The organism is Campylobacter sp. GB48, assembly GCF_049221845.1.
Classification (GTDB): Bacteria; Campylobacterota; Campylobacteria; order Campylobacterales; family Campylobacteraceae; genus Campylobacter_D; species Campylobacter_D lari_C.
Map to the genome: position 1 here is coordinate 175,380 of NZ_JBMJAR010000001.1, position 19,805 is coordinate 195,184.

Consider the following 19,805-nt stretch of genomic DNA (forward strand, 5'->3'; position numbering starts at 1 on the left):
TGTAGTATTAATCTTGTGCTTTTTGCGCTATTAAAACACCTTCTATGATTTTTTTAATATCCCCATCTAAGATATTATCAACCTGTGAAAAAGCTTCATTTGAGCGTGTGTCTTTGACTTGTTGATAAGGAAAAAGCACATAAGAGCGGATTTGATGCCCCCAACCTATCTCACTTTTTTCACTTGAATTTGCTTCATCTTGTTGTTTCATAAGCTCAAGTTCATAAAGGCGTGATTTTAACATTTTAAAAGCAGTTGCTTTATTTTTATGTTGGCTTCTATCGTTTTGACATTGCACTACTATACCACTTGGCATATGAGTTATACGCACTGCTGATTCAGTTTTATTAACATGCTGTCCACCTGCTCCGCTTGCTCTATAATAATCAATCCTTATATCTTTTTCTTCAATTTCTATTTCTATATCATCATCAAGTTCAGGAGAAACCATCACACTAGAAAAACTCGTATGGCGACGCCCTGCACTATCAAATGGAGAAGTTCTTACTAAACGATGAATGCCATTTTCAGCTTTTAAATACCCATAAGCATTTTCACCTTTTACCAAAAAGCTCACATCTTTAAGCCCTGCTTCTTCACCTTCTTGAAAGTCAAGTGTTTCTACTTTAAAACCTTCTCTTTCGCAAAATCTCAAATACATTCTATAAAGCATGCTAGCCCAATCATTACTCTCCGTTCCACCCGCTCCTGGGTGAATAGAAACTATGGCATTTTTGCCGTCATTTTCTCCGCTTAAAAGCATAGAAATTTCAAGATTTACAATAAGATCTTCTAGCTTGTTTGCATCTTCAAATAAAGCTTCTATAGTGTCTAAGTCATTTTCGCTATTAGCAAGATCAAAAAGCTCACTTGCATCATTTAAAGCATTGTTTGCATTTTCATAATTTTTAAGCAAATTTGAAATTTTAGTTTTTTCTTTACCTATAATGCCTGCTTGTTTTACATCACTCCAAAAAGAAGGGGAATTTTCTAAATTTTCTATTTCTTTTAATCTTGCTTTTATCTCTTCAGGCTTAATAATAGAAGCGATATTTCCAACTTTGTTTTTTAATTTTTTTAAAAGTTCGCTGTATTCGTAATTATCCATAAAAATTTTCTTTCCAATTTTGATATAATTTAATCTTATAATTTTAGCAAAAAATAAAATATTTAAAGTGAGAAATATGCCAAAACTTTTTTTAATGTCTTTAGGTTGTAATAAAAATTTAGTTGATAGCGAAATCATGCTTGGAAGATTAAGTGATTACGAAATTTGTAATGAACCAAGTATAGCTGATGTTTTGATTGTAAATACTTGTGGCTTTATAGATAGTGCTAAAAAAGAAAGCATAAATGCGATTTTAGACTTACACGAGCAAAGAAAAAAAGATTCATTGTTGGTTGTAACAGGTTGTTTGATGCAACGCTACCGCGAGGAATTAATGAAAGAACTACCTGAAGTTGATCTTTTTACCGGTGTGGGAGATTATGAAAAAATTGATGAAATGATACTTAAAAAAACTAATCTTTTTTCAAATTCTACTTACTTGCAAGATAAAAATACCAATCGTGTAATCACAGGATCAAATTATCATGCTTTTATCAAAATAGCTGAAGGATGTAATCAAAAATGTTCATTTTGCGCTATACCAAGCTTTAAAGGAAAACTTAAATCAAGAAGCTTAGAAAGCATTGTAAATGAAGTAAAAGAACTTGTTAAAAAAGGTTATAAAGACTTTTCTTTTATTGCTCAAGATACAAGTTCGTATTTATTTGATCAAGGTCAAAAAGATGGACTTTTAAAGCTTATTGAGGCTATAGAAAATATCCAAGGTATCAAATCTGCTAGAATTTTATATCTATATCCAACAAGTATTAGCAAAGAAGTGATAGAAAAGATCATTCAATCAAAAGTTTTTGTAAATTATTTTGATATGCCTTTACAACACATCAGTGATAATATGCTTAAAATCATGAAACGCGGAGCTAACAAAACTAAATTAATCGAACTTTTAAATTTAATGAAACAAGCCCCAAATTCATTTTTACGCACAGGTTTTATAGTAGGACACCCTGGAGAGAGCGATGAGGATTTTGAAGAATTATGCACTTTTATAAAAGAATTTGGTTTTGATAGAATTAGTGTTTTTGCTTATTCTAAAGAAGAAGATACCGCAGCTTTTAAAATGGAACAAATTCCTAGTAAAATCATCAATACAAGATTAAAAGTGATAGAAAAAATCGTCGATGAATGCATAGAAAAAAGCTTTAATCAACAAGTTGGTAAAAAAACCTTAGCATTTTGTGAAGGTCAAAGCTCTGAAGGAGAATTTTTCATCGGCGCAAAAGATTTGCGTTGGGATAGAAATATAGATGGAGAAATTCTCATCAATGAAAGTGATTGTGGCGATTTAGAAATAGGTGAGCTTTATGAGTGTGAAATCACACAGAGCTTAGATAAAAAACTCATTGCAAAAGCCTTAAGAAGGCTTGATGATTGATAGCAAATATTTAAATCATTTAAAGCAAGGGAAAAATCTTTTAGCATTTTCTCACGGGAGTGATTCGAGTGCTTTATTTTTCATGCTTTTAGAAAAAAATATAGATTTTGACCTTGCTTTTATAAACTATAAAACTCGCAAAAATAGCGATAAAGAAGAGCAAAATGCCAAAGAATTAGCTAAGCGTTTTCACAAAAAAATTTACATCAAAACCGCACCCAATATAACAAAAAATTTCGAAGCTTGCGCAAGAGCTTTGCGTTATGAGTTTTTTGAAAAACTTTGCAAAAATCACTCTTATGATAATCTTTTACTAGCTCATCATTTAAATGATAAACTAGAATGGTTTTTAATGCAATTTTCCAAAGGTGCAGGACTTAGAGAATTACTTGGCTTTAAAGATATTGAAAAAAGAAAATATTTTACTATCATAAGACCCTTGCTTGAAATTCCAAAAGAAGAAATTTCAAATTACTTAAAAGAAAACAATATCACTTTTTTTCATGATGAGAGTAATGATGATGAAAAATATTTTAGAAATTTCATACGCAAAAATTTTGCTAATGAGTTTTTAAAGCTTTATCCAAATGGAGTAAAAAAGAGTTTTAAATACCTAGAAAAAGACTTAAAAGAAGAAAATATTTGTGAATTTAAAAATATTTACATTACTCATAAAGATGAAAGTTTAATCGCAAAATGCTTTAAAAAACTTGGAGTGCTTTTAAGCGCCAAACAAAGACAAGAAGCTTTAAAAGGCAATGGAGTGATTTCGCATAAAATAGGCATTGTTTATATACAAGAAAAAGTGTTGATTTTTCCTTTTATAAGTTGTGAGAAAATGCCAAAAGAATTTAAAGAAATTTATAGAAAAGCAAAAATCCCTAAACTCTTAAGAGCATATTTGTACACAAAAAATATTGATGTAAAAGAGCTTATGCAAGCTCTTTTATAATTTCTTCAAAAAGTTCTTTTACTCTTGCTTCTAAAAAGTCTTTAAATTCAGCACTTGTAGCTTCAGTGCGCATGATAAGATATGGACTTGTATTAGAAGCACGCAAAAGCGCCCAACCCTCTTTAAAGGTGATTCTAACTCCATCAATTTCATTACAATCAAGCACATTTTCAAAAGCGTTTGCTTTTACTTTTTCTTTAAATTTTTCTATGATTTGAAATTTATTTTCCTCACTAACCTTAAGCTTAATCTCTTCACTTGCATAAAGTTTTGGTAATTCTTTAACCAATTTTTCTATATCAAAACCATTTACTAAAAGCTCTAAAGTTCTTAAAAATGCATAAATTCCATCATCATAACCAAAATATCTATCTTTAAAGAAAATATGCCCACTAAGCTCTGCTGCTATGTCGATATTTTGCTCTTTCATCATTTTTTTAATATTAGAGTGTCCAGTCTTACCCATCATGATAAAACCAAATTTAGCTACCCCATCGAAAAGATTTTTAGAACATTTTACTTCACCTAAAACTCTAGGATTTTTTATATTTTTAGCAAATAAATAGCAAAGCTCATCACCCTTAAATACATAATCTTTACTTGCTACTACTAAACGATCTCCATCTCCATCAAAAGCAAAGCCCATTTTTGCATTTTCATTTTCTTTTAGCGCAACTTGCAATGCGTGTAAATTTTCAAGCTCTGTTGGATCAGGCGCGTGGTTTGGGAAATTTCCATCAGGATTTTCAAATAAAATTTGTGCATTAAGATTTAATTTTTCCACCAAAGGCTTTATAATCACTCCAGTAGCTCCATTTACACAATCAATAATGATTTTTTCTTTATAGCCCTTAAGATGTGAAAAATGCTTAGCTAAAAAGTCTATATATAAGCTTTTAACATCATAATTTTCATATCTTAAATCATCATTGATTTCAAGTTCTAAATACTCTTGCACTTTTAAAGAAAGTTTTTTCAAATCAGCACCAAAAAAACTTTCTTTGCTAATCGTGATTTTAAAGCCATTGTATTCTTTTGGATTATGCGAACCTGTTATCATGATGTTTGCATCAAAAATATCATCAAAAAATAAACTAAAATACCCCATAGGAGTTGGTGCTAAGCCTATATTGAAAACTTGCATATTAGCTTTATTTAAACCGCTAATTAAATAGTTAAAAAGTTCATTTGCACTATATCTTGCATCATAGCCCACACTTACTTTCTCACAACCTCTTGATTTCATTTCTAAACCCAAGGCATAACCTATAGCTTTTACACTTTTTTCATTTAACTCACTTGGGTAAAGCCCTCTTATGTCATACTCTCTAAAAATCAAATCTAACATTTTAATCCTTTTGTCTTCTAAGTTCTAATTTAGCTTGTTTTAAACTTTCTTCTATGTTTTCATTTTTGTTAGATAAACAAAGTTTGATTTCTAATTTTGCATTTTGCTCTTTCAATTCAAAACTATATTTTTGCATAAAATTTTCAAGCATTTGAAGCTTACTTTGCACAAAGGCCATGTTTTCATTTTCAAATACAATGATAAAATAATCCTTATCATCTTTAAAAACTCTAGCGTGCAAAGCTTTTTTTAAAATTCTAGCAAATTCATGCATTATAAACTCGCCCATTTTTGAGCCTTTTTGATGATAAATTTCATTGATATTTTTTACTTCAATCAAGGCTAAATGAAAATTTTCAAGTCCTTGTGCATATCTTCTTAAGGCTTTTAAATTTGGCAAATTGGTTAAAGTGTCAAAAAAGGCTATTTTATAAGCTTTATACGCTAAAAATCCTATCAACACTAAAGAAGCAAATTCATAATAACCCAAATCAACACTATTGTAAAATAAAAACTGCACACTCAAGCCCATATAAGCTAGCAAAAAATGAAAATCATTGTTTTTAAAATACGAAAATAATAAAAATATCATTCCTGCCCAAAACACACAAAAACTTAACTCGCTAATAGGCTTAAAAAATTGTGTTGAAAGGCCAAAAATCTCACTTGTAATACTTGCATTAAAATTAGTACTTGTGCTAAGTATTAACGCTACAAAACCCATAAAGGCTAAATACGCAAATTTAATGAGATTAATTCTTTCAAACACGAGCTTGCTATCTTGCAAAAACACAAAAAGCACAAAAGAAAAAGGCAAAAACACCGAGATAAACAAATGCGCTTGATACTCACTTGCTACTAAAGATAAAGCTCTAGCGCATAAAATCAACAAGAGTAAGAAAAAAATCTTATTTTGCTTAAAAAAATAAGCTAAAAACAAAGCTAAGATATTAAAAACCAAAGTCATACTAGGCAATGTTTTTAACAATAAATACGAAAAATCCAAAATAATAAACCTTTTTTTGTTAAAATTATAGCAAAAATATTTTAAGGATATTAATGGTAGAAGTAAAAAATCTCACTATGCGTTTTGCAAACCAACTTTTATTTGAAGATGTAAATTTAAAATTAAACCGTGGTGAAAGATATGGACTTATAGGCGCAAATGGTGCAGGAAAATCAACCTTTTTAAAAATTCTCTCAGGCGAAATAGAATCAAGCAGTGGAGAAATTTGTATAGACCCAAATTTAAAAATCGCTGTATTAGGACAAGATCAATTTGCTTTTGAAAACTACACTATCAAAGATGCGGTAATGTGTGCAAATAAAAGATTATATGATGCACTAAAAGAAAAAGAAAAACTTTATATGAGTGAAGAATTTACCGATGAAATCAATGATAGATTAAGCGAGCTTGAAATCATAACAGCAGAAGAAGATCCAAACTATGATTGTGAGCTTAGATGTGAAAAAATTCTTAGTTCTTTAAATATTAAAGATTTTAATGCTCTTATGAGTACTTTGCAAAGTGCGGATAAATTTAAAGTTTTATTAGCACAAGTATTGTTTTTAGGTGCTGATGTATTATTTTTAGATGAGCCTACAAATAACCTTGACTTAGAAGCTATTTCTTGGCTTGAAAATGAACTTTTAAGACATGAGGGAACTTTAGTAGTAATTAGCCATGATAGACATTTTCTAAATAAAGTTTGTACAAGAATTTTAGATGTGGATTTTAAACAAATACGCGATTTTGCTGGAAATTATGATGATTGGTATATGGCTTCAACCTTACTTGCTAAGCAAGCTGAACTCAAACGCGATAAAACCTTAAAAGAAAGAGAAGAATTAGAAAATTTCATACGTCGTTTTAGCGCTAATGCTTCAAAAGCCAAACAAGCTACAAGTAGGGCTAAAGCTTTAGAAAAACTTGAACTTGAAGAGATTAAAACTTCAAGTAGACGTGATCCTAGTATCGTTTTTAGAACAAATAGAGAAATAGGAAATGAAGTTTTAGAATTAAAAGGTATTAGCAAGGCTTATGATAAAACTTTATTTGAAAATTTAGAATTGAAATTAGAAAAAGGTGATAAAATAGCCCTAATCGGTGCAAATGGTGTTGGAAAAAGCACTTTAGCTAAAATCATTGCATCAAAATTAGAACCTGATAGTGGTCATATTCACCTTGGTGCTACCATAGAAATGGGATATTTTTCACAAGATACAACGAATTTAATTAATGAAGATTTGAAACTTTATGAATGGCTAATGAGTGAAAAATTCAAAGATTTGGATGAAATTCGCAAATGTCTTGGTAGAATGCTCTTTAGCGGAAGCGATCAAGAGAAAATGGCTTCTAGCTTAAGCGGGGGCGAAAAACACCGCTTAATGCTTTCAAAATTAATGTTAGAACGTGGAAATTTCTTACTTTTAGATGAACCGGATAATCATTTAGATCTTGAAAGTATCATTGCATTAGGTGAAGCCTTGTATAATTTCAAAGGTTGCGTGATATGCATAAGCCACGATAGAGAGCTAATTAGCGCTTTTGCCAATCGTATATGGTTTTTAGAAGATGGAAAACTAATAGACTTTAAAGGAAGTTATGACGAGTTTTTAGGAGGTTTAGAATGAATTCGTTTAAGATAAAATATGCAGCTGGTTTTGGACATTTTACTCAAAATCACAGAGGCTTTGGCCCAACTATTTATATAGAAGAAAGTATTGATTTTCAAAGTGAAAAAGATTATTTTGACTATGTTGAATTTTATGAAAAATTCAGCAAAGAAGATGACACTTATTTTCACATTTCTTTTTTAGAAGATCGCCCTTTAACTTCTCAAGAATTAGAGAGTAGAAATGCTTATAGAAAACTAAGAGATGAGCGCTGTAACAAAGCTAGAGAAGAGTTTATTAAAAACAATGAAATAGAAGCTGAATACTACCCAACTCATGGTGATTAAGGAATGATTTTTGCTTGTTTTTTTCTTGTAATATTTTGAAAGGAGAAAACATGCAAGTTAACCATGATAATTTATCGGTTAAAGAGTATGGATATGGTCAAAGTAGTGCTTATAAAAGCACTCAAGGAGCTAATGAAGACTTTATGTCTTTACTTAGTCAAAACAATAGTGAAAATTTAAACGAGCAAAGCATAAAACTTGATGAGCTTTTTTCAAAAGCTATGAGTCAAGATCAATTTAGCACAGGAATTTTTAGCTCAAATATGTCAAATATTTATAATTATCGTTTTAGAGGACAAAACGAAACTCCTATGCAAGCTAATATAGAAGAAAAACAAGAGCCACAAAAAGATATGGTAAAAGATCTTTTAAATTCTTTATAAAAATGAAGTAAGCAAACGCTTACTTCCAAACAAGTCCGCTAAATTCAAACTCTTTTGCAAATTTTTTAAATTCCTCTTCTTCTTTAGCATTAACACTTAAAATCAATTCAACATTTTCTTGAAATTTTTTTTCGTATGAAATGTTATTTTTATTTAAAAAATGCTCAAATCTTGCATAAAGATGAAAAGGAATGTTTAAATTTAAAATATTTTTAGCTTCAAATTCTAAAAGCCTTGCATTTAAAATAGCTTCATTTGTAGCTTCACTATAAGCTCTTACAAGACCACCTGTACCAAGTTTAATCCCTCCAAAATAACGCACCACAATCACCGCGCAATTAACAAGCAAAGCCCCTCTTAAGACATTCAAACAAGGCATGGCAGAAGTTCCTTTTGGCTCACCATCATCGCTTTTATCTTCTATGATTTGATCAAATTCATTTAAATACCTATAAGCATATACAAAATGCACAGCTTTTAAATGCTCATTTCTTAGCTTTTGCATTAAATTTTGAAAATCTTCAAAAGGACACAAAAAAGACAAAAAAGTTGATTTTTTGATTTCTATTTTTGCTTGATAAATTTGATCAATGGTTTTCATATTTTCCTTAATTTAGCTATAATATTTAAATAAAATTATAATCAAAACAACTTATAAAAATTTAAGGATAAACTATGCTTCAAACTTGTATTTTTCCTGCAGCAGGTTATGGTACTAGATTTTTACCTGCTACAAAAACCCTACCTAAAGAAATGCTACCTATACTAACTAAGCCTTTAATTCACTATGGTGTAGATGAGGCTTTAGAAGCTGGTATGGAAACCATGGGATTTGTTACAGGGCGTGGAAAAAGAGCTTTGGAGGATTATTTTGATATTTCATATGAACTTGAACATCAAATCGCAGGCACTAAAAAAGAATACCTTTTAAGTGAAATAAGAACACTCATAGATCGTTGCACTTTTACTTTTACAAGACAAAATGAAATGAGAGGCTTAGGAGATGCAGTTTTAAAGGCAAAGCCTTTAGTGCAAGATGAAGCTTTTGGGGTAATTTTGGCAGATGATTTATGCGTGAATGAAGACGGGGTAAATGTCCTAGCTCAAATGGTAAAAATTTATGAAAAATACCGCTGCTCTGTTATAGCTGTGATGGAGGTTGAAGCTGATCAGGTTTCAAACTATGGGGTTATAGCTGGAAATGCTGTGGAAGAGGATTTGATCATGGTAAATTCTATGGTAGAAAAACCTGATCCAAAAGATGCTCCAAGCAATCTAGCAATCATAGGAAGATACATTCTAACGCCTGATATTTTTGGTATTTTAGAAAATACCAAAGCAGGTAAAAATGGAGAAATTCAACTTACCGATGCTTTACTTTCACAAGCAACTAATAATATGGTTTTAGCTTATAAATTTAAAGGAAAAAGGTTTGATTGTGGAAGCGTAGAAGGCTTTGTAGAAGCGACAAATTATTTTTATGAGAAAAGTAAAAATGCTAAATAATACTTTATTTTTTAAAACCCAAGATTTTAAAAAAATCACTGCTTATGCAAATAGAATGAATGATGAGTTAGAAAGTGGCGATATAGGGTATTATCACTTAGTAGATACGAGCTTTGATTTAATCAAAGAAAGCAAAGAATTTATCGCTACTAAAACTCATATAGAAAATATCGTTTTAGTAGGTATGGGTGGATCAAGTTGTGGGGTTAAAGCTTTAAAAGAGCTTTTATTTGATCAAATAGAAGAAAAAAAACTTTTTATTATTGACAATACCTCCTCACATACTTTTACCCAAACTATGCAAAAAATAAATCCCCAAAAAACACTTTTCATCATAGCAAGTAAATCAGGTACAACTATAGAGGTGATTTCTTTATTTAAACTCATCATTGCTCATTTTGATTTTAAAAATGAAAATTTGCATGAAAACTTTGTATTTATTACTGATTTTGAATCAAAACTTCACAAACTAGGAGAAGAATTAAACATAAAATGCTTTTTTATACCTAAAAATGTTGGAGGTAGATTTAGTGTTTTATCTGCTATTGGTATTGTTCCTTTGAGCTTTTGTGGGTATGATACCAAAGCCTTATTAGAAGGCGCAAAAGCTTGTTATGTGGATTTTTTTGAGAAAAAATGTGATCAAATTTTGCAAAAGGCTTATCATTATTGCACGCATAAAAGTGCACATATTAATGTGCTTTTTTCTTACGGAGATGCTTTTAAGGGTTTTAATGAATGGTATATTCAACTAATTGCTGAAAGCTTAGGTAAAAAACAAGGCTTTAAACGCATAGGTTTAACTCCTATTGCTTTAATTGGCGCTAGAGATCAGCATAGCTTTTTACAACTTATCATGGATGGACCTAAAGATAAAACTGTTACTTTTTTAAAAATCAAAGATAGTCAAAAATCTCCTAGCATCCCAAATATAAGCTTTAATCATTTGCAAAATTGTGATTTTACTAATGAGGTCAATTTACATGATCTTTTAAACGCGCAATGTGATGCAACCATGCATGCATTAATTGCTGAAAATTTAAGTGTTGATGTCATAGAACTTGAAAAATTAGATGCTTATCATTGTGGGTATTTGATGTATTATTATGAGTTATTTACTTCTGCATGTGGCATTATGCTTGGAATTAATACTTATGATCAACCTGGCGTAGAGGTAGGAAAATTAATACTCAAAAATATGTTAAGTAAATAAATTTGCTTTATTGTAAAAAAAGAGTATAATGAAAATATAATAATTATTAACATTAAAATTTATTAGATAATAATAATTATTATTTAAGAATTTTATGTTATAATTTTAAAAATAAAAAAGGAGATAACATGTCAGTAACAAAACAATTATTACAATTACAAGCGGATGCTCATAGCTTATGGATTAAATTTCATAATTATCACTGGAATGTAAAAGGTTTACAGTTTTTCTCAATTCATGAATATACAGAAAAAGCTTATGAAGAAATGGCAGAGCTTTTTGATGATTGCGCTGAGAGAGCTTTACAACTAGGAGAAAAGGCTATCGTTTGCTCAAACACTTTATTAGAAAATGCAAAAGCACCTAAGGTTCAAAAAGATTGCTTTACTCCAGTAGAAGTTTTAGAACTTATTAGAGAAGATTATAAATATCTTTTGGGTGAATTTAAAAAGCTAAATGAAGAAGCTGAAAAAGCAAGCGATACTACAACAGCAGCATTTGCTCAAGAAAATATCGCAAAATATGAAAAAGTTCTTTGGATGCTTAATTCAACTATCCAAAATACTTGCTCTATGTAAGAATTTATAATGTTTTTTGACTTGCAAAGCTTTATTGCTTTAAGTCAAAAAACAAATTTAACCTCTCAAGAAAAACTACTCTTATTAAAACTTCACACTCATTTTGAAAAAAATATCGATTTATTGCAAAAATTATATGATTATAGTTTGGTAGCTTATTGTGCTAATGTATATTTAAATCAAAGCTTGAAAAAAGAATGTTTGCAAAAACACAAAGCCATTATAAAAGCTTTAACTAATCCTTTTTATAAAAAAGAAAAAATTCCCGTAGGTGGTTTAAACAATGCATTTTTAGCTTTAAAATTTGTAAAAAATTATGAAATACTTGAGCACATCAACGAAACACACCCTCAATCTAAAATGGGTTTTAGAGCTAGTTTTATTTATGATAAAAAAAGAAAAAATTATATTTTAGCCTTTGCAGGGAGCGATTTAAATCCTTTATGTTTTGATTTTAAAGATTTTTTAGTGATTTTTTGATTTTACTTAACAAAACTCCAAAAGGCCAAATTCAATCCATGCAATATTTTTACAATCAACTCAAGCAAAAATACACCATTGATAAAAATCTCATCATCATAGGGCATTCTTTAGGAGGGTATCTAGCTCAAGCTTTTACAAGAACCTTTCCTAGCACGATAAAAGAAGTCTATGCCTTTCAAGCACCTGGTTTAAACCAAAACTTTCAAAATCATTCTTATATAAATTTTCATATAAATACCACCCATAATTTAAATTTCAAAACTTACAAATGGTGGAATTTTAATTTTGTGCAAAAACTTTATAAAAAAGATAGCAAAGAGATTTTACTACATATAGGAAGTATTAAACATCACCCTAGCGTGTGTATTTATAAACTGCATGAATTATTTAAAATTCTTAACCCATAAGGGCTAAGAATTAATGCAAATCTTCATTAAGTTTTACAGCCTTTTTATTCAAAGCAACTATCATCACTCCACTTTGAGAATCTTGTCTAAAATGCAAGCCATTTAGCCCTGCTAATTCTAAACCTTTGTATATATCTTTATCAAATTTAAAATCAGGATTGATTTTTTGAAGTTCTTCTTTATTTTTTAAAGCAAATTTAGTCCCTTCTAAAACAGCAATGCCTGCATCAACGATACAATTATCCCCTAAAGGAATTCCCGTAACCGAATTTGCACCTAAAAGACAAGCTTTACCGATGCTAATAGCATTACCACTTGTACCACTTAAAACACCAAGTATAGAAGCACCACCTCCTACATCGCTACCTTCACCCACAACAGCTGAAGAACTAATGCGTCCTTCTACCATACAAGCACCGGTTGTACCTGCATTAAAATTCACATAAGCAGCCCCTGGCATTATAGTAGTGCCTGCAGCTAAAACCGCACCCATTCTTACTTTAGAACTTTCTAAAATTCTAGTATTATCCTCAGGAATAACATGAGCTAAAAATCTTGGAAATTTATCTACATAATCAATCCTTGGATATCTTCCACTCATTTTTAAATCAATCTCATTTTCTCTTAAAAAGTCTAAATCAATAGGCTTATTATCACTCCATGCAACATTTGGTAAAATCCCAAAAGCACCTGTTAAATTTAAACTTCTTAAAGGTACTTTTTTATTGGAAAGCAAATAAAGTTTTAAATACACACTTTCTAAGCTTTTTGGTGCTTCATCTTCAAAAATACAAACAAAAGAAAAAGCATTTTCTCTAAAATTTTCCTTTGCTGCTTTGATTGCTTCTATATTTTTATGACCTTGCTCTTGCAAAAATGGTGCAAAGCATTCAAGTGCAAAATCCAAATCTTCTTTAATCAAAGTAGCCACAAACTCACTTTCATTAAAATCAACATCAACCCCTCTTCTAAAAAAAGCTTCAAACATAACAGCTGCAGCAGCATAATTTTGCTCAAAATTAATCACACCAAAATTAGCTTGAAGTTTTTTACTAGGATCAACTTGACTTAGATCAAGTCTTGCTATAGCAAAAGCTTTAGGCTTTTTATAATTAATCCTTTGTTCGATTTGCTTGATTAAATTTAAAAATTCTTCTTTACTTTCTATTGACATATTTTCCTCCTTATTGCGAGCACGCACTTTTGCCATTCATTACAGGTTGAATAGCTGAATTATCTACTTTACCTTCTTGATTAACTTTTTCTATAAATTCCCAAATTTTTTCAGCAGCTTGTAAATATCTTTTTGAACTTACACTCTCAGGCATATAAAAACTTACAGGCTTACCGCTATCTCCACCCTCTCTTACACTCATTTCGATAGGAATTTGAGCTAAAACATCACATTTATAAGCTTTTGCCATTTCTTCTGTAGTGCCTTTACCAAAGATATCATATTCTTTGCCATTATCAGGGCATAAAAAGCCACTCATATTTTCTATAATACCTGCAACAGGAATGTGTAATTTTTCAAACATATCTAGCGCTCTTTTGCTATCATCTAAAGATACTACTTGAGGAGTACTTACACACACACCTGCACTCACTGGCACGCTTTGAGCTAAGGTAATTTGCGCATCACCGGTTCCTGGAGGCATATCAAGCAATAATACATCAAGCTCAGGCCAAAGTACATCAGCTAAAAGTTGCTCAATCGCTTTCATGATCATAGAACCACGCCACATCAAACCTTTACCTTCTTCTATTAGCACGCCCATACTCATCATATAAACTCCATGAGATAAAATAGGACGAATTTTTTGACCTACAATTTCAGGCTTACTTTTACTCTCACCTAGCATTCTTGGTATATTTGGCCCATAAATATCTGCGTCTAAAAGTCCTACTCTTTTACCCATTTTAGCCAAAGAAATCGCTAAATTTAAAGTTGTAGTACTTTTACCTACCCCACCTTTACCACTTGAAATCATAAGGAAATTTTTAATTTGTGGAGCGATATTTTTACCACTTCTTGAATTGCTTTTTTCTTCAGGAATTTTTGGTTGAATGATTTCTAAATTAAGCTCTAAATTTAAATCTTTTAAAGCATTTGCGATGTTTAGTCTAAGCTCTTGTGCGATTTGAGCATTAGCTGAAACGATTTCAACTACAATATGTGCTTGATTTTCATTTGATTCAATTTTTTTTACAAAACCAAAACTAACTATATCTTTTTTAAAACCTGGATATATAACTTGTTTTAATCTTTCTTCGATTTTTTCCTTCAATTTTTCTCCTTATTATTTAAAATGATTAATTCTACTAACATAAATATAAATTTTGGCTTTTATGGTGTATAATATCGTAACATTAATAAGAAATTAAGGTGTAACAAATGTTAGATATTTCCTTGATTATGCTATCTGCGGGAGAATCATCAAGATTTAATGCTCCGGTAAAAAAGCAGTTTTTACGACTAGGCGAACAACCTTTATGGCTTTATGCTACTAAAAATTTAAGTTCTTTTTATCCTTTTAAACAAATAGTTGTTACTTCTGGTAATATTTCTTATATGAAAAAATTTGCCCCTGAATATAAATTTGTCCAAGGTGGTGCAACTAGAGCACAATCTTTACTCAATGCTTTAAGCATGGTTGAGAGTGAATATGTTTTGGTTAGTGATGTTGCAAGAGTTTTGATTTCTAAAAATCTTTTTAATAACATCATAGAAAATCATGACAAAGCTGATTGTATTACACCTGTTTTAAAAGTAAGCGATACTACAATTTATGCTCAAGAAGCTATTGATAGAGATAAAATCAAACTCATACAAACCCCTCAACTTTCACGCACAAGTATGCTAAAAAAAGCTTTAGAGCAAAGCTCAAATTTCACCGATGATAGCACAGCCATACAAGCTATTGGTGGTAAAATTTGGTATGTACAAGGTGATGAGTTAGCTAAAAAAATTACCTTTAAAGAAGATTTAAAAAGCTTAAATTTACCAAAACCATCTTGGGATATTTTTAATGGAAATGGTTTTGATGTGCATGAATTTGGAGAGCAAAGAGCTTTGCTTTTAGGTGGGGTAAAAGTGCATGAAAATATGGGTTTAAAAGCTCATTCTGATGGAGACGTGCTAGCTCATGCGCTAATTGATGCGCTTTTGGGTGCAGCAGGGCTTGGAGATATTGGCGAACTTTTCCCAGATAATGATATGCAGTATAAAAATGCTGATTCTATGCTTTTATTGCAAAATGCTTATACTTTGGTGCAAAATTATGGTTTTGAGCTTGTAAATGCTGATATTACTATCATAGCTCAAACACCTAAAATGAAAGATTTTAAAGAAGCTATTGCTTTTAATATCGCTAAAACATTAAAAACCACACCAAATAAAATCAATATCAAAGCCACCACCACAGAACATCTAGGATTTGTAGGAAGAAAAGAAGGAATTGCGGTTTTAGCAAGTGTAAATTTAAAATATTTTGATTGGATGAAATTATGAAAGTTTTAATAGTAGAAAATGAATTTTATTTAGCCCAAAGTATAGGCTCAAAGCTTAATTCTATAGGTTATGATTGTGATATTATCGCAAATGTTAATGAACTTGCTCATCATGATTATGAGGTTATTTTGCTTTCTACTAGCATGGCTAATTTTGAACATATTATAGAAATTTTTAAGCATAAAATCATTATTTTACTTATATCTTACATAAGCTCAGATACTGTTTTAGCACCATTAAAAGCTGGTGCGAGTGATTATATACAAAAGCCTTTCATGATAGAAGAATTAATGCGTAAAATAAAGCATTTTCAAGAATTTAAAAAAATAAGCATATTAAATCATACTTATCAATCTTATTTAAAACATAAATTTGAAACAGCAAAACTACCAACTTTTGATTATAAAAAATTTAAATTGCCTTTGATTTTAAAAACTAATAATCAAATTTTTGCTGATCATTTTGTATTTAATTATACCAATGAACACAATATCGCAAATATATACATAGATCTTTCACACCAACAAAATTTAGATAAGATTTTTAAGGATAATTCTTTATATTATTTAGTCAATTTTCAAACCTTAAAACCTTTGGAAAAAGAAAAGATGTTAAATCTTGCTTTAAAAAAAGCTGTTATTATACATACAAGTGCGAATATTGAACATAATGATTTTCAAATTTTAGAGCTAGGCGAAGATGAAAAAAGCTTTGAAAGCAATGGGATTTTAACTATTGATGATTATGTTAAACACATTATCATTAGTTATCAAAACGTCTTTCCTGATACGGATTTATCTAAAAAGTTAGGAATTTCAAGAAAGTCTTTATGGGAAAAAAGGAAAAAATATGGCATTACAAAGAAAAAATAGCATTATAATCTCAGAGGAAGAATACGAGGTTTTATGCTTTATCAAAGAAGGAATTTTTGGTTCTTTTACTAAATTAATGAACCAAAAAGAAAGAGATGAATTCCTAGCCACTGGAATGATTCATAATCAAAAAATTCCTTATACTCTAACCTTTGCACCCGCTAGCACTGAAGAGAATAATACAGTTTTAAAAAATGCAAAAGTTGGCGATAAAATAGACTTTATCTGCAATGATAAAATCATAGGACATATCATTTTAGAAAGTAAATTTGAAAATGATAAAAACAGCAATGATATTTTTAGACCTAATGCTTGTTTAATCCAAGATTTTGGAAAAACTTGCATTAGTGGGGAATTTGAAATTTATCATAACCATATCAAAGCTATTAAAGAAGATTTTGAAAAAATCAAAAAAAGATTAAACCCTTCTAATATTACCGCTATTGTTTCAAGCTTTGATCCTTTTCATAGGGCGCATGAGAGAATTTTAAGATGGGCTATAGAGCAATCTGATCTAGTGATTATTTTCCTTATAGAATCTTATGAGAATAATGGTTTAAGTTTAAAACTCAAAAAGCGTTGTTTTGATGTTTTTGCTCAAAATTACTTACCATCTTCTAGGGTTTTACTCATACCTTTGCATAATATCAAAATTTTTGCCTCACATTTAAATCCAGTTCTTGAATGTGCTTTGGCTAAAAGTTTTGACTGCAATAAGCTTTTTGTAGGACAAAATCATGCAGGACTTGGAATGTATTTTAATCAAAACAGAGCCTTTACTGTACTTGATGACTTTGCAAAAGATTATAATATAGAAGTAACCATACTTCCTGAATTTGTATTTTGCGATGAATGCAAAATGATAGTAAGCACCAAATCATGCCCGCATGGAGCTCATCATCATATGAAATACCATGGCGATTCTTTAAAAAATTTACTCAGACTTGGTATCATTCCACCAGCAGTTTTTATAAGAAGAGAAATTTCGGCTTTGATTTTATCTGAGCTTTTTCCAAATCGCTTTCATAATAAACAAAATATCTATAGCAATCTTTTCCCTACGCATGGTATTTTAGAATATCGAAGCGATAAAGAATTTTATGAGCAACTTATAAAACTTCATCAAATGTCATATATGGTGTAATCATGCAAAAACTATTTTTAACTTTTTTTTATTCAGGTAGTGTTAATAAAGCTCCAGGAACTTTTGGCACGATAGCAGCGCTAATCCCTGCTTTTTTTATTTTAAGGTATTTAGGCGTAGAAACTTTAATCTTACTTGCTATTTTACTTTTTTTAATCTCTATAAAAATCATCGATCAGTATGAAAAACAAACAGGCAAACACGATGATAAACACATCGTTATAGATGAGGTTGTTGGGGTGTTTTTAGCTTTGGCAATTTGCGGACAAAGTGTTTTTACTTTTTTACTTTCTTTTGTTTTGTTTAGATTTTTTGATATCACAAAACCTTCTATCATAGGTAAAATTGACAAAAAAACCAAAGGCGGTTTAGGTGTAATGCTAGATGATGTTTTAGCAGGAATTTTCGCAGGATTATTTAGTGCTGTGATTTATGGAATTTTACTTAAATTTGATCTTTTATGGTTTGATATAAGCATTATGGAGATATTTTAACTCCACAAATGCTATTGTATTTATTTAAAAAATTAAAGGAAAATCATTAATGTCATACAAAGCTATTATGAATAAAAAAAATAAAATGAATGGCTTAAAATTATTAAAATTAATTGACAAAGAAAGTATAAAAGTGGTTTTTTTTGACCCACAATATAGAGGTGTTTTAGACAAACTTTCTTATGGCAATGAAGGAAAAAGTAGAGGTAGGGAACGTTCCGAACTACCTCAAATGACAAAAGAAATTATATTAACTTTTATTAACCAAATAGAAAAAATTTTAAAACCTAATGGATATTTATTTCTATGGGTAGATAAATTTCATTTGTTCGAATGTAAAGATTGGATAGGCAATTTTAAATCTATTGAAATAGTAGATATGATAACTTGGGACAAACAAAAAATTGGTATGGGATACCGCTCTAGAAGAAGATGTGAATATCTAATTATAATTCAAAAAAGTCCAAGAAAAGCTAAAACCACTTGGAATATTCATAATATTCCAGATGTTTGGGGTGAAAAGATAAATAACAAAATTCATACACACTCAAAGCCGGTAGAGCTTCAAAAACAACTAATCTTAGCAACGACACAAGAAGAAGATATTGTTGTTGATCCTGCTAGCGGAGGCTACTCTGTTTTAAGAGCTTGCGAAGAAACCAATCGAAAATTTCTAGGATGTGATTTAAAATTTGGAGACTTATATGAGTAAAATATCAAATCAACAAGGACGAAATGTTCAAAAAAGTGGAGTATCTGGATACACAAGAGCTGTCGGAAATGATGCGCTAGGACAACTTCTTTCAAGAGTTCAAGCTTGTGTAATCTCTAATGGTAATGAGTTGGAAAAATTATTGATTAATAGATGTTCTACAATTGATAATATAGACATATTTATTGAAAAAGTTACAAGAAGCGAGATAAATCAAGGAACCTTTCTTTGTACTAAAAAAATTTTAAAAAAAACACAAGATTATAAACATGTGATAAAAGGTATTGAACCAGATATGATAATTTTTATCGTTAGTGATTATAGATTGTGCAAGATAATAGAATTAAAAGATGGGGATACATTTGATACAAAAAAAGTGAAAGGTGAAAAAACTAATCTTGTAACATTTTCTGAAAAATTTGGAGCAAAAATACCATTTTCTACAGATTATTATGTTTGTTGTTTTAATCAAAACAACAAAGAAATTATTCGAGAAGGAATGAAAAATGAATTTGATTTAGAACATATTATGACCGGCAGAGAGCTCTGTCAATTGCTAAATATTGATTATCAAGAAATTATAAATATTCGAAAAAATGACATGGAAGAAAATTTCAATTATTTCATTGAAGAGCTTTTAAAAATACCAGAAGTTTTGGAAAAAATAAATCAAATAATAGTTGCTTCAGAAAATAAGTAGCTAAAACTACTTATTTTCTTTTTTTTATTAAACAAATA

Annotated in this window: 22 protein-coding genes; 16 read left to right on the forward strand and 6 right to left on the reverse strand. The window is 30.0% G+C overall.

Features of this window, described 5'->3' with window-relative positions:
• Positions 1-7: 7 nt before the first annotated feature.
• Complete coding sequence (gene prfB / locus ACOTVC_RS00860) at positions 8-1,108, reverse strand: peptide chain release factor 2 (RefSeq protein WP_039642502.1); 1,101 nt, start codon at positions 1,106-1,108, stop codon at positions 8-10.
• A gap of 76 nt (positions 1,109-1,184) precedes the next feature.
• Here prfB and rimO point away from each other — a divergent pair, with 76 nt between their 5' ends.
• Positions 1,185-2,501: a 30S ribosomal protein S12 methylthiotransferase RimO gene (gene rimO, locus ACOTVC_RS00865; RefSeq protein ID WP_421627433.1), complete on the forward strand. Its 1,317-nt coding sequence runs from the start codon at positions 1,185-1,187 to the stop codon at positions 2,499-2,501.
• Entirely contained in the window at positions 2,491-3,453 is a 963-nt protein-coding gene (tilS, locus tag ACOTVC_RS00870; protein ID WP_421627435.1) for a tRNA lysidine(34) synthetase TilS, read from the forward strand. The genes rimO and tilS overlap by 11 nt, the downstream gene beginning before the upstream one ends.
• Here the strand turns inward: tilS and ACOTVC_RS00875 are convergent.
• Positions 3,434-4,801, reverse strand: coding sequence for a phosphomannomutase/phosphoglucomutase (locus ACOTVC_RS00875; protein ID WP_421627436.1), 1,368 nt, complete (start codon positions 4,799-4,801; stop codon positions 3,434-3,436). The genes tilS and ACOTVC_RS00875 overlap by 20 nt on opposite strands.
• 1 nt (position 4,802) lies before the next feature.
• A complete protein-coding gene (locus ACOTVC_RS00880; protein ID WP_421627437.1) occupies positions 4,803-5,807 on the reverse strand; it encodes a diguanylate cyclase domain-containing protein in 1,005 nt (334 codons plus the stop codon).
• Between the two features lie 53 nt (positions 5,808-5,860).
• Between ACOTVC_RS00880 and ACOTVC_RS00885 the strand changes: the two genes are divergently transcribed.
• From ACOTVC_RS00885 to ACOTVC_RS00895, 3 genes are read left to right on the forward strand one after another with little or no spacing between them, the layout of a single operon-like run.
• Positions 5,861-7,435 (forward strand): ABC-F family ATP-binding cassette domain-containing protein, encoded by a 1,575-nt coding sequence (locus ACOTVC_RS00885; RefSeq protein WP_043019375.1) that lies wholly within the window; start codon positions 5,861-5,863, stop codon positions 7,433-7,435.
• Entirely contained in the window at positions 7,432-7,764 is a 333-nt protein-coding gene (locus ACOTVC_RS00890; protein WP_421627439.1) for a hypothetical protein, read from the forward strand. The genes ACOTVC_RS00885 and ACOTVC_RS00890 overlap by 4 nt, the downstream gene beginning before the upstream one ends.
• Positions 7,765-7,814: 50 nt before the next feature.
• On the forward strand, positions 7,815-8,147 hold the full coding sequence (locus ACOTVC_RS00895; protein ID WP_039627883.1) for a hypothetical protein: 333 nt from the start codon (positions 7,815-7,817) through the stop codon (positions 8,145-8,147).
• A gap of 19 nt (positions 8,148-8,166) precedes the next feature.
• On the opposite strand, the gene ACOTVC_RS00900 is transcribed toward ACOTVC_RS00895, so the two are convergent.
• Positions 8,167-8,748 carry an IMPACT family protein gene (locus ACOTVC_RS00900; RefSeq protein ID WP_039640743.1) on the reverse strand — a complete coding sequence of 194 codons (582 nt, stop codon included), beginning with the start codon at positions 8,746-8,748 and terminating at the stop codon, positions 8,167-8,169.
• A 74-nt stretch (positions 8,749-8,822) separates the two neighbouring features.
• Here ACOTVC_RS00900 and galU point away from each other — a divergent pair, with 74 nt between their 5' ends.
• From galU to ACOTVC_RS00925, 5 genes are all read left to right on the forward strand, one after another.
• Positions 8,823-9,653 carry a UTP--glucose-1-phosphate uridylyltransferase GalU gene (gene galU, locus ACOTVC_RS00905; protein WP_039617457.1) on the forward strand — a complete coding sequence of 277 codons (831 nt, stop codon included), beginning with the start codon at positions 8,823-8,825 and terminating at the stop codon, positions 9,651-9,653.
• Positions 9,643-10,866 (forward strand): glucose-6-phosphate isomerase, encoded by a 1,224-nt coding sequence (locus ACOTVC_RS00910; RefSeq protein ID WP_257905858.1) that lies wholly within the window; start codon positions 9,643-9,645, stop codon positions 10,864-10,866. Before galU ends, ACOTVC_RS00910 begins: the two co-directional genes overlap by 11 nt.
• Before the next feature lie 128 nt (positions 10,867-10,994).
• Positions 10,995-11,444 (forward strand): Dps family protein, encoded by a 450-nt coding sequence (locus ACOTVC_RS00915; protein ID WP_257912335.1) that lies wholly within the window; start codon positions 10,995-10,997, stop codon positions 11,442-11,444.
• Positions 11,445-11,453: 9 nt separating this feature from the next.
• On the forward strand, positions 11,454-11,924 hold the full coding sequence (locus tag ACOTVC_RS00920; protein WP_421627441.1) for a hypothetical protein: 471 nt from the start codon (positions 11,454-11,456) through the stop codon (positions 11,922-11,924).
• 38 nt (positions 11,925-11,962) lie between these two features.
• Positions 11,963-12,334 (forward strand): Mbeg1-like protein, encoded by a 372-nt coding sequence (locus ACOTVC_RS00925; protein WP_421627443.1) that lies wholly within the window; start codon positions 11,963-11,965, stop codon positions 12,332-12,334.
• Positions 12,335-12,344: 10 nt separating this feature from the next.
• Here the strand turns inward: ACOTVC_RS00925 and ACOTVC_RS00930 are convergent, their stop codons facing one another.
• On the reverse strand, positions 12,345-13,508 hold the full coding sequence (locus ACOTVC_RS00930; RefSeq protein WP_039640741.1) for a 2,3,4,5-tetrahydropyridine-2-carboxylate N-succinyltransferase: 1,164 nt from the start codon (positions 13,506-13,508) through the stop codon (positions 12,345-12,347).
• A 10-nt stretch (positions 13,509-13,518) separates the two neighbouring features.
• On the reverse strand, positions 13,519-14,622 hold the full coding sequence (locus ACOTVC_RS00935; protein WP_039640738.1) for an Mrp/NBP35 family ATP-binding protein: 1,104 nt from the start codon (positions 14,620-14,622) through the stop codon (positions 13,519-13,521).
• A 107-nt stretch (positions 14,623-14,729) separates the two neighbouring features.
• Here ACOTVC_RS00935 and ACOTVC_RS00940 point away from each other — a divergent pair, with 107 nt between their 5' ends.
• From ACOTVC_RS00940 to ACOTVC_RS00965, 6 genes are read left to right on the forward strand one after another with little or no spacing between them, the layout of a single operon-like run.
• Positions 14,730-15,845, forward strand: coding sequence for a bifunctional 2-C-methyl-D-erythritol 4-phosphate cytidylyltransferase/2-C-methyl-D-erythritol 2,4-cyclodiphosphate synthase (locus ACOTVC_RS00940; RefSeq protein ID WP_039640736.1), 1,116 nt, complete (start codon positions 14,730-14,732; stop codon positions 15,843-15,845).
• On the forward strand, positions 15,842-16,717 hold the full coding sequence (locus ACOTVC_RS00945; protein WP_039640733.1) for a response regulator transcription factor: 876 nt from the start codon (positions 15,842-15,844) through the stop codon (positions 16,715-16,717). Before ACOTVC_RS00940 ends, ACOTVC_RS00945 begins: the two co-directional genes overlap by 4 nt.
• Positions 16,695-17,861, forward strand: a complete 1,167-nt coding sequence (locus tag ACOTVC_RS00950) for an ATP sulfurylase (sulfate adenylyltransferase) (RefSeq protein WP_039627873.1) — start codon at positions 16,695-16,697, stop codon at positions 17,859-17,861. Before ACOTVC_RS00945 ends, ACOTVC_RS00950 begins: the two co-directional genes overlap by 23 nt.
• A gap of 2 nt (positions 17,862-17,863) precedes the next feature.
• Positions 17,864-18,355: a phosphatidylglycerophosphatase A gene (locus ACOTVC_RS00955; protein WP_087685115.1), complete on the forward strand. Its 492-nt coding sequence runs from the start codon at positions 17,864-17,866 to the stop codon at positions 18,353-18,355.
• A gap of 49 nt (positions 18,356-18,404) precedes the next feature.
• Positions 18,405-19,067, forward strand: a complete 663-nt coding sequence (locus ACOTVC_RS00960; RefSeq protein WP_066007378.1) for a DNA methyltransferase — start codon at positions 18,405-18,407, stop codon at positions 19,065-19,067.
• On the forward strand, positions 19,060-19,767 hold the full coding sequence (locus tag ACOTVC_RS00965; RefSeq protein WP_126340636.1) for a restriction endonuclease: 708 nt from the start codon (positions 19,060-19,062) through the stop codon (positions 19,765-19,767). Before ACOTVC_RS00960 ends, ACOTVC_RS00965 begins: the two co-directional genes overlap by 8 nt.
• The last annotated feature ends 38 nt before the right edge of the window (positions 19,768-19,805 follow it).

Coding starts and splice junctions, on each gene's coding strand:
- prfB (WP_039642502.1), bottom strand. CDS start 1,108: ATGGATAATTACGAATACAGCGAACTTTTAAAAAAATTAAAAAACAAA.
- rimO (WP_421627433.1), top strand. CDS start 1,185: ATGCCAAAACTTTTTTTAATGTCTTTAGGTTGTAATAAAAATTTAGTT.
- ACOTVC_RS00875 (WP_421627436.1), bottom strand. CDS start 4,801: ATGTTAGATTTGATTTTTAGAGAGTATGACATAAGAGGGCTTTACCCA.
- ACOTVC_RS00885 (WP_043019375.1), top strand. CDS start 5,861: ATGGTAGAAGTAAAAAATCTCACTATGCGTTTTGCAAACCAACTTTTA.
- ACOTVC_RS00890 (WP_421627439.1), top strand. CDS start 7,432: ATGAATTCGTTTAAGATAAAATATGCAGCTGGTTTTGGACATTTTACT.
- ACOTVC_RS00895 (WP_039627883.1), top strand. CDS start 7,815: ATGCAAGTTAACCATGATAATTTATCGGTTAAAGAGTATGGATATGGT.
- ACOTVC_RS00900 (WP_039640743.1), bottom strand. CDS start 8,748: ATGAAAACCATTGATCAAATTTATCAAGCAAAAATAGAAATCAAAAAA.
- galU (WP_039617457.1), top strand. CDS start 8,823: ATGCTTCAAACTTGTATTTTTCCTGCAGCAGGTTATGGTACTAGATTT.
- ACOTVC_RS00910 (WP_257905858.1), top strand. CDS start 9,643: ATGCTAAATAATACTTTATTTTTTAAAACCCAAGATTTTAAAAAAATC.
- ACOTVC_RS00915 (WP_257912335.1), top strand. CDS start 10,995: ATGTCAGTAACAAAACAATTATTACAATTACAAGCGGATGCTCATAGC.
- ACOTVC_RS00920 (WP_421627441.1), top strand. CDS start 11,454: ATGTTTTTTGACTTGCAAAGCTTTATTGCTTTAAGTCAAAAAACAAAT.
- ACOTVC_RS00925 (WP_421627443.1), top strand. CDS start 11,963: ATGCAATATTTTTACAATCAACTCAAGCAAAAATACACCATTGATAAA.
- ACOTVC_RS00930 (WP_039640741.1), bottom strand. CDS start 13,508: ATGTCAATAGAAAGTAAAGAAGAATTTTTAAATTTAATCAAGCAAATC.
- ACOTVC_RS00940 (WP_039640736.1), top strand. CDS start 14,730: ATGTTAGATATTTCCTTGATTATGCTATCTGCGGGAGAATCATCAAGA.
- ACOTVC_RS00945 (WP_039640733.1), top strand. CDS start 15,842: ATGAAAGTTTTAATAGTAGAAAATGAATTTTATTTAGCCCAAAGTATA.
- ACOTVC_RS00950 (WP_039627873.1), top strand. CDS start 16,695: ATGGCATTACAAAGAAAAAATAGCATTATAATCTCAGAGGAAGAATAC.
- ACOTVC_RS00955 (WP_087685115.1), top strand. CDS start 17,864: ATGCAAAAACTATTTTTAACTTTTTTTTATTCAGGTAGTGTTAATAAA.
- ACOTVC_RS00960 (WP_066007378.1), top strand. CDS start 18,405: ATGTCATACAAAGCTATTATGAATAAAAAAAATAAAATGAATGGCTTA.
- ACOTVC_RS00965 (WP_126340636.1), top strand. CDS start 19,060: ATGAGTAAAATATCAAATCAACAAGGACGAAATGTTCAAAAAAGTGGA.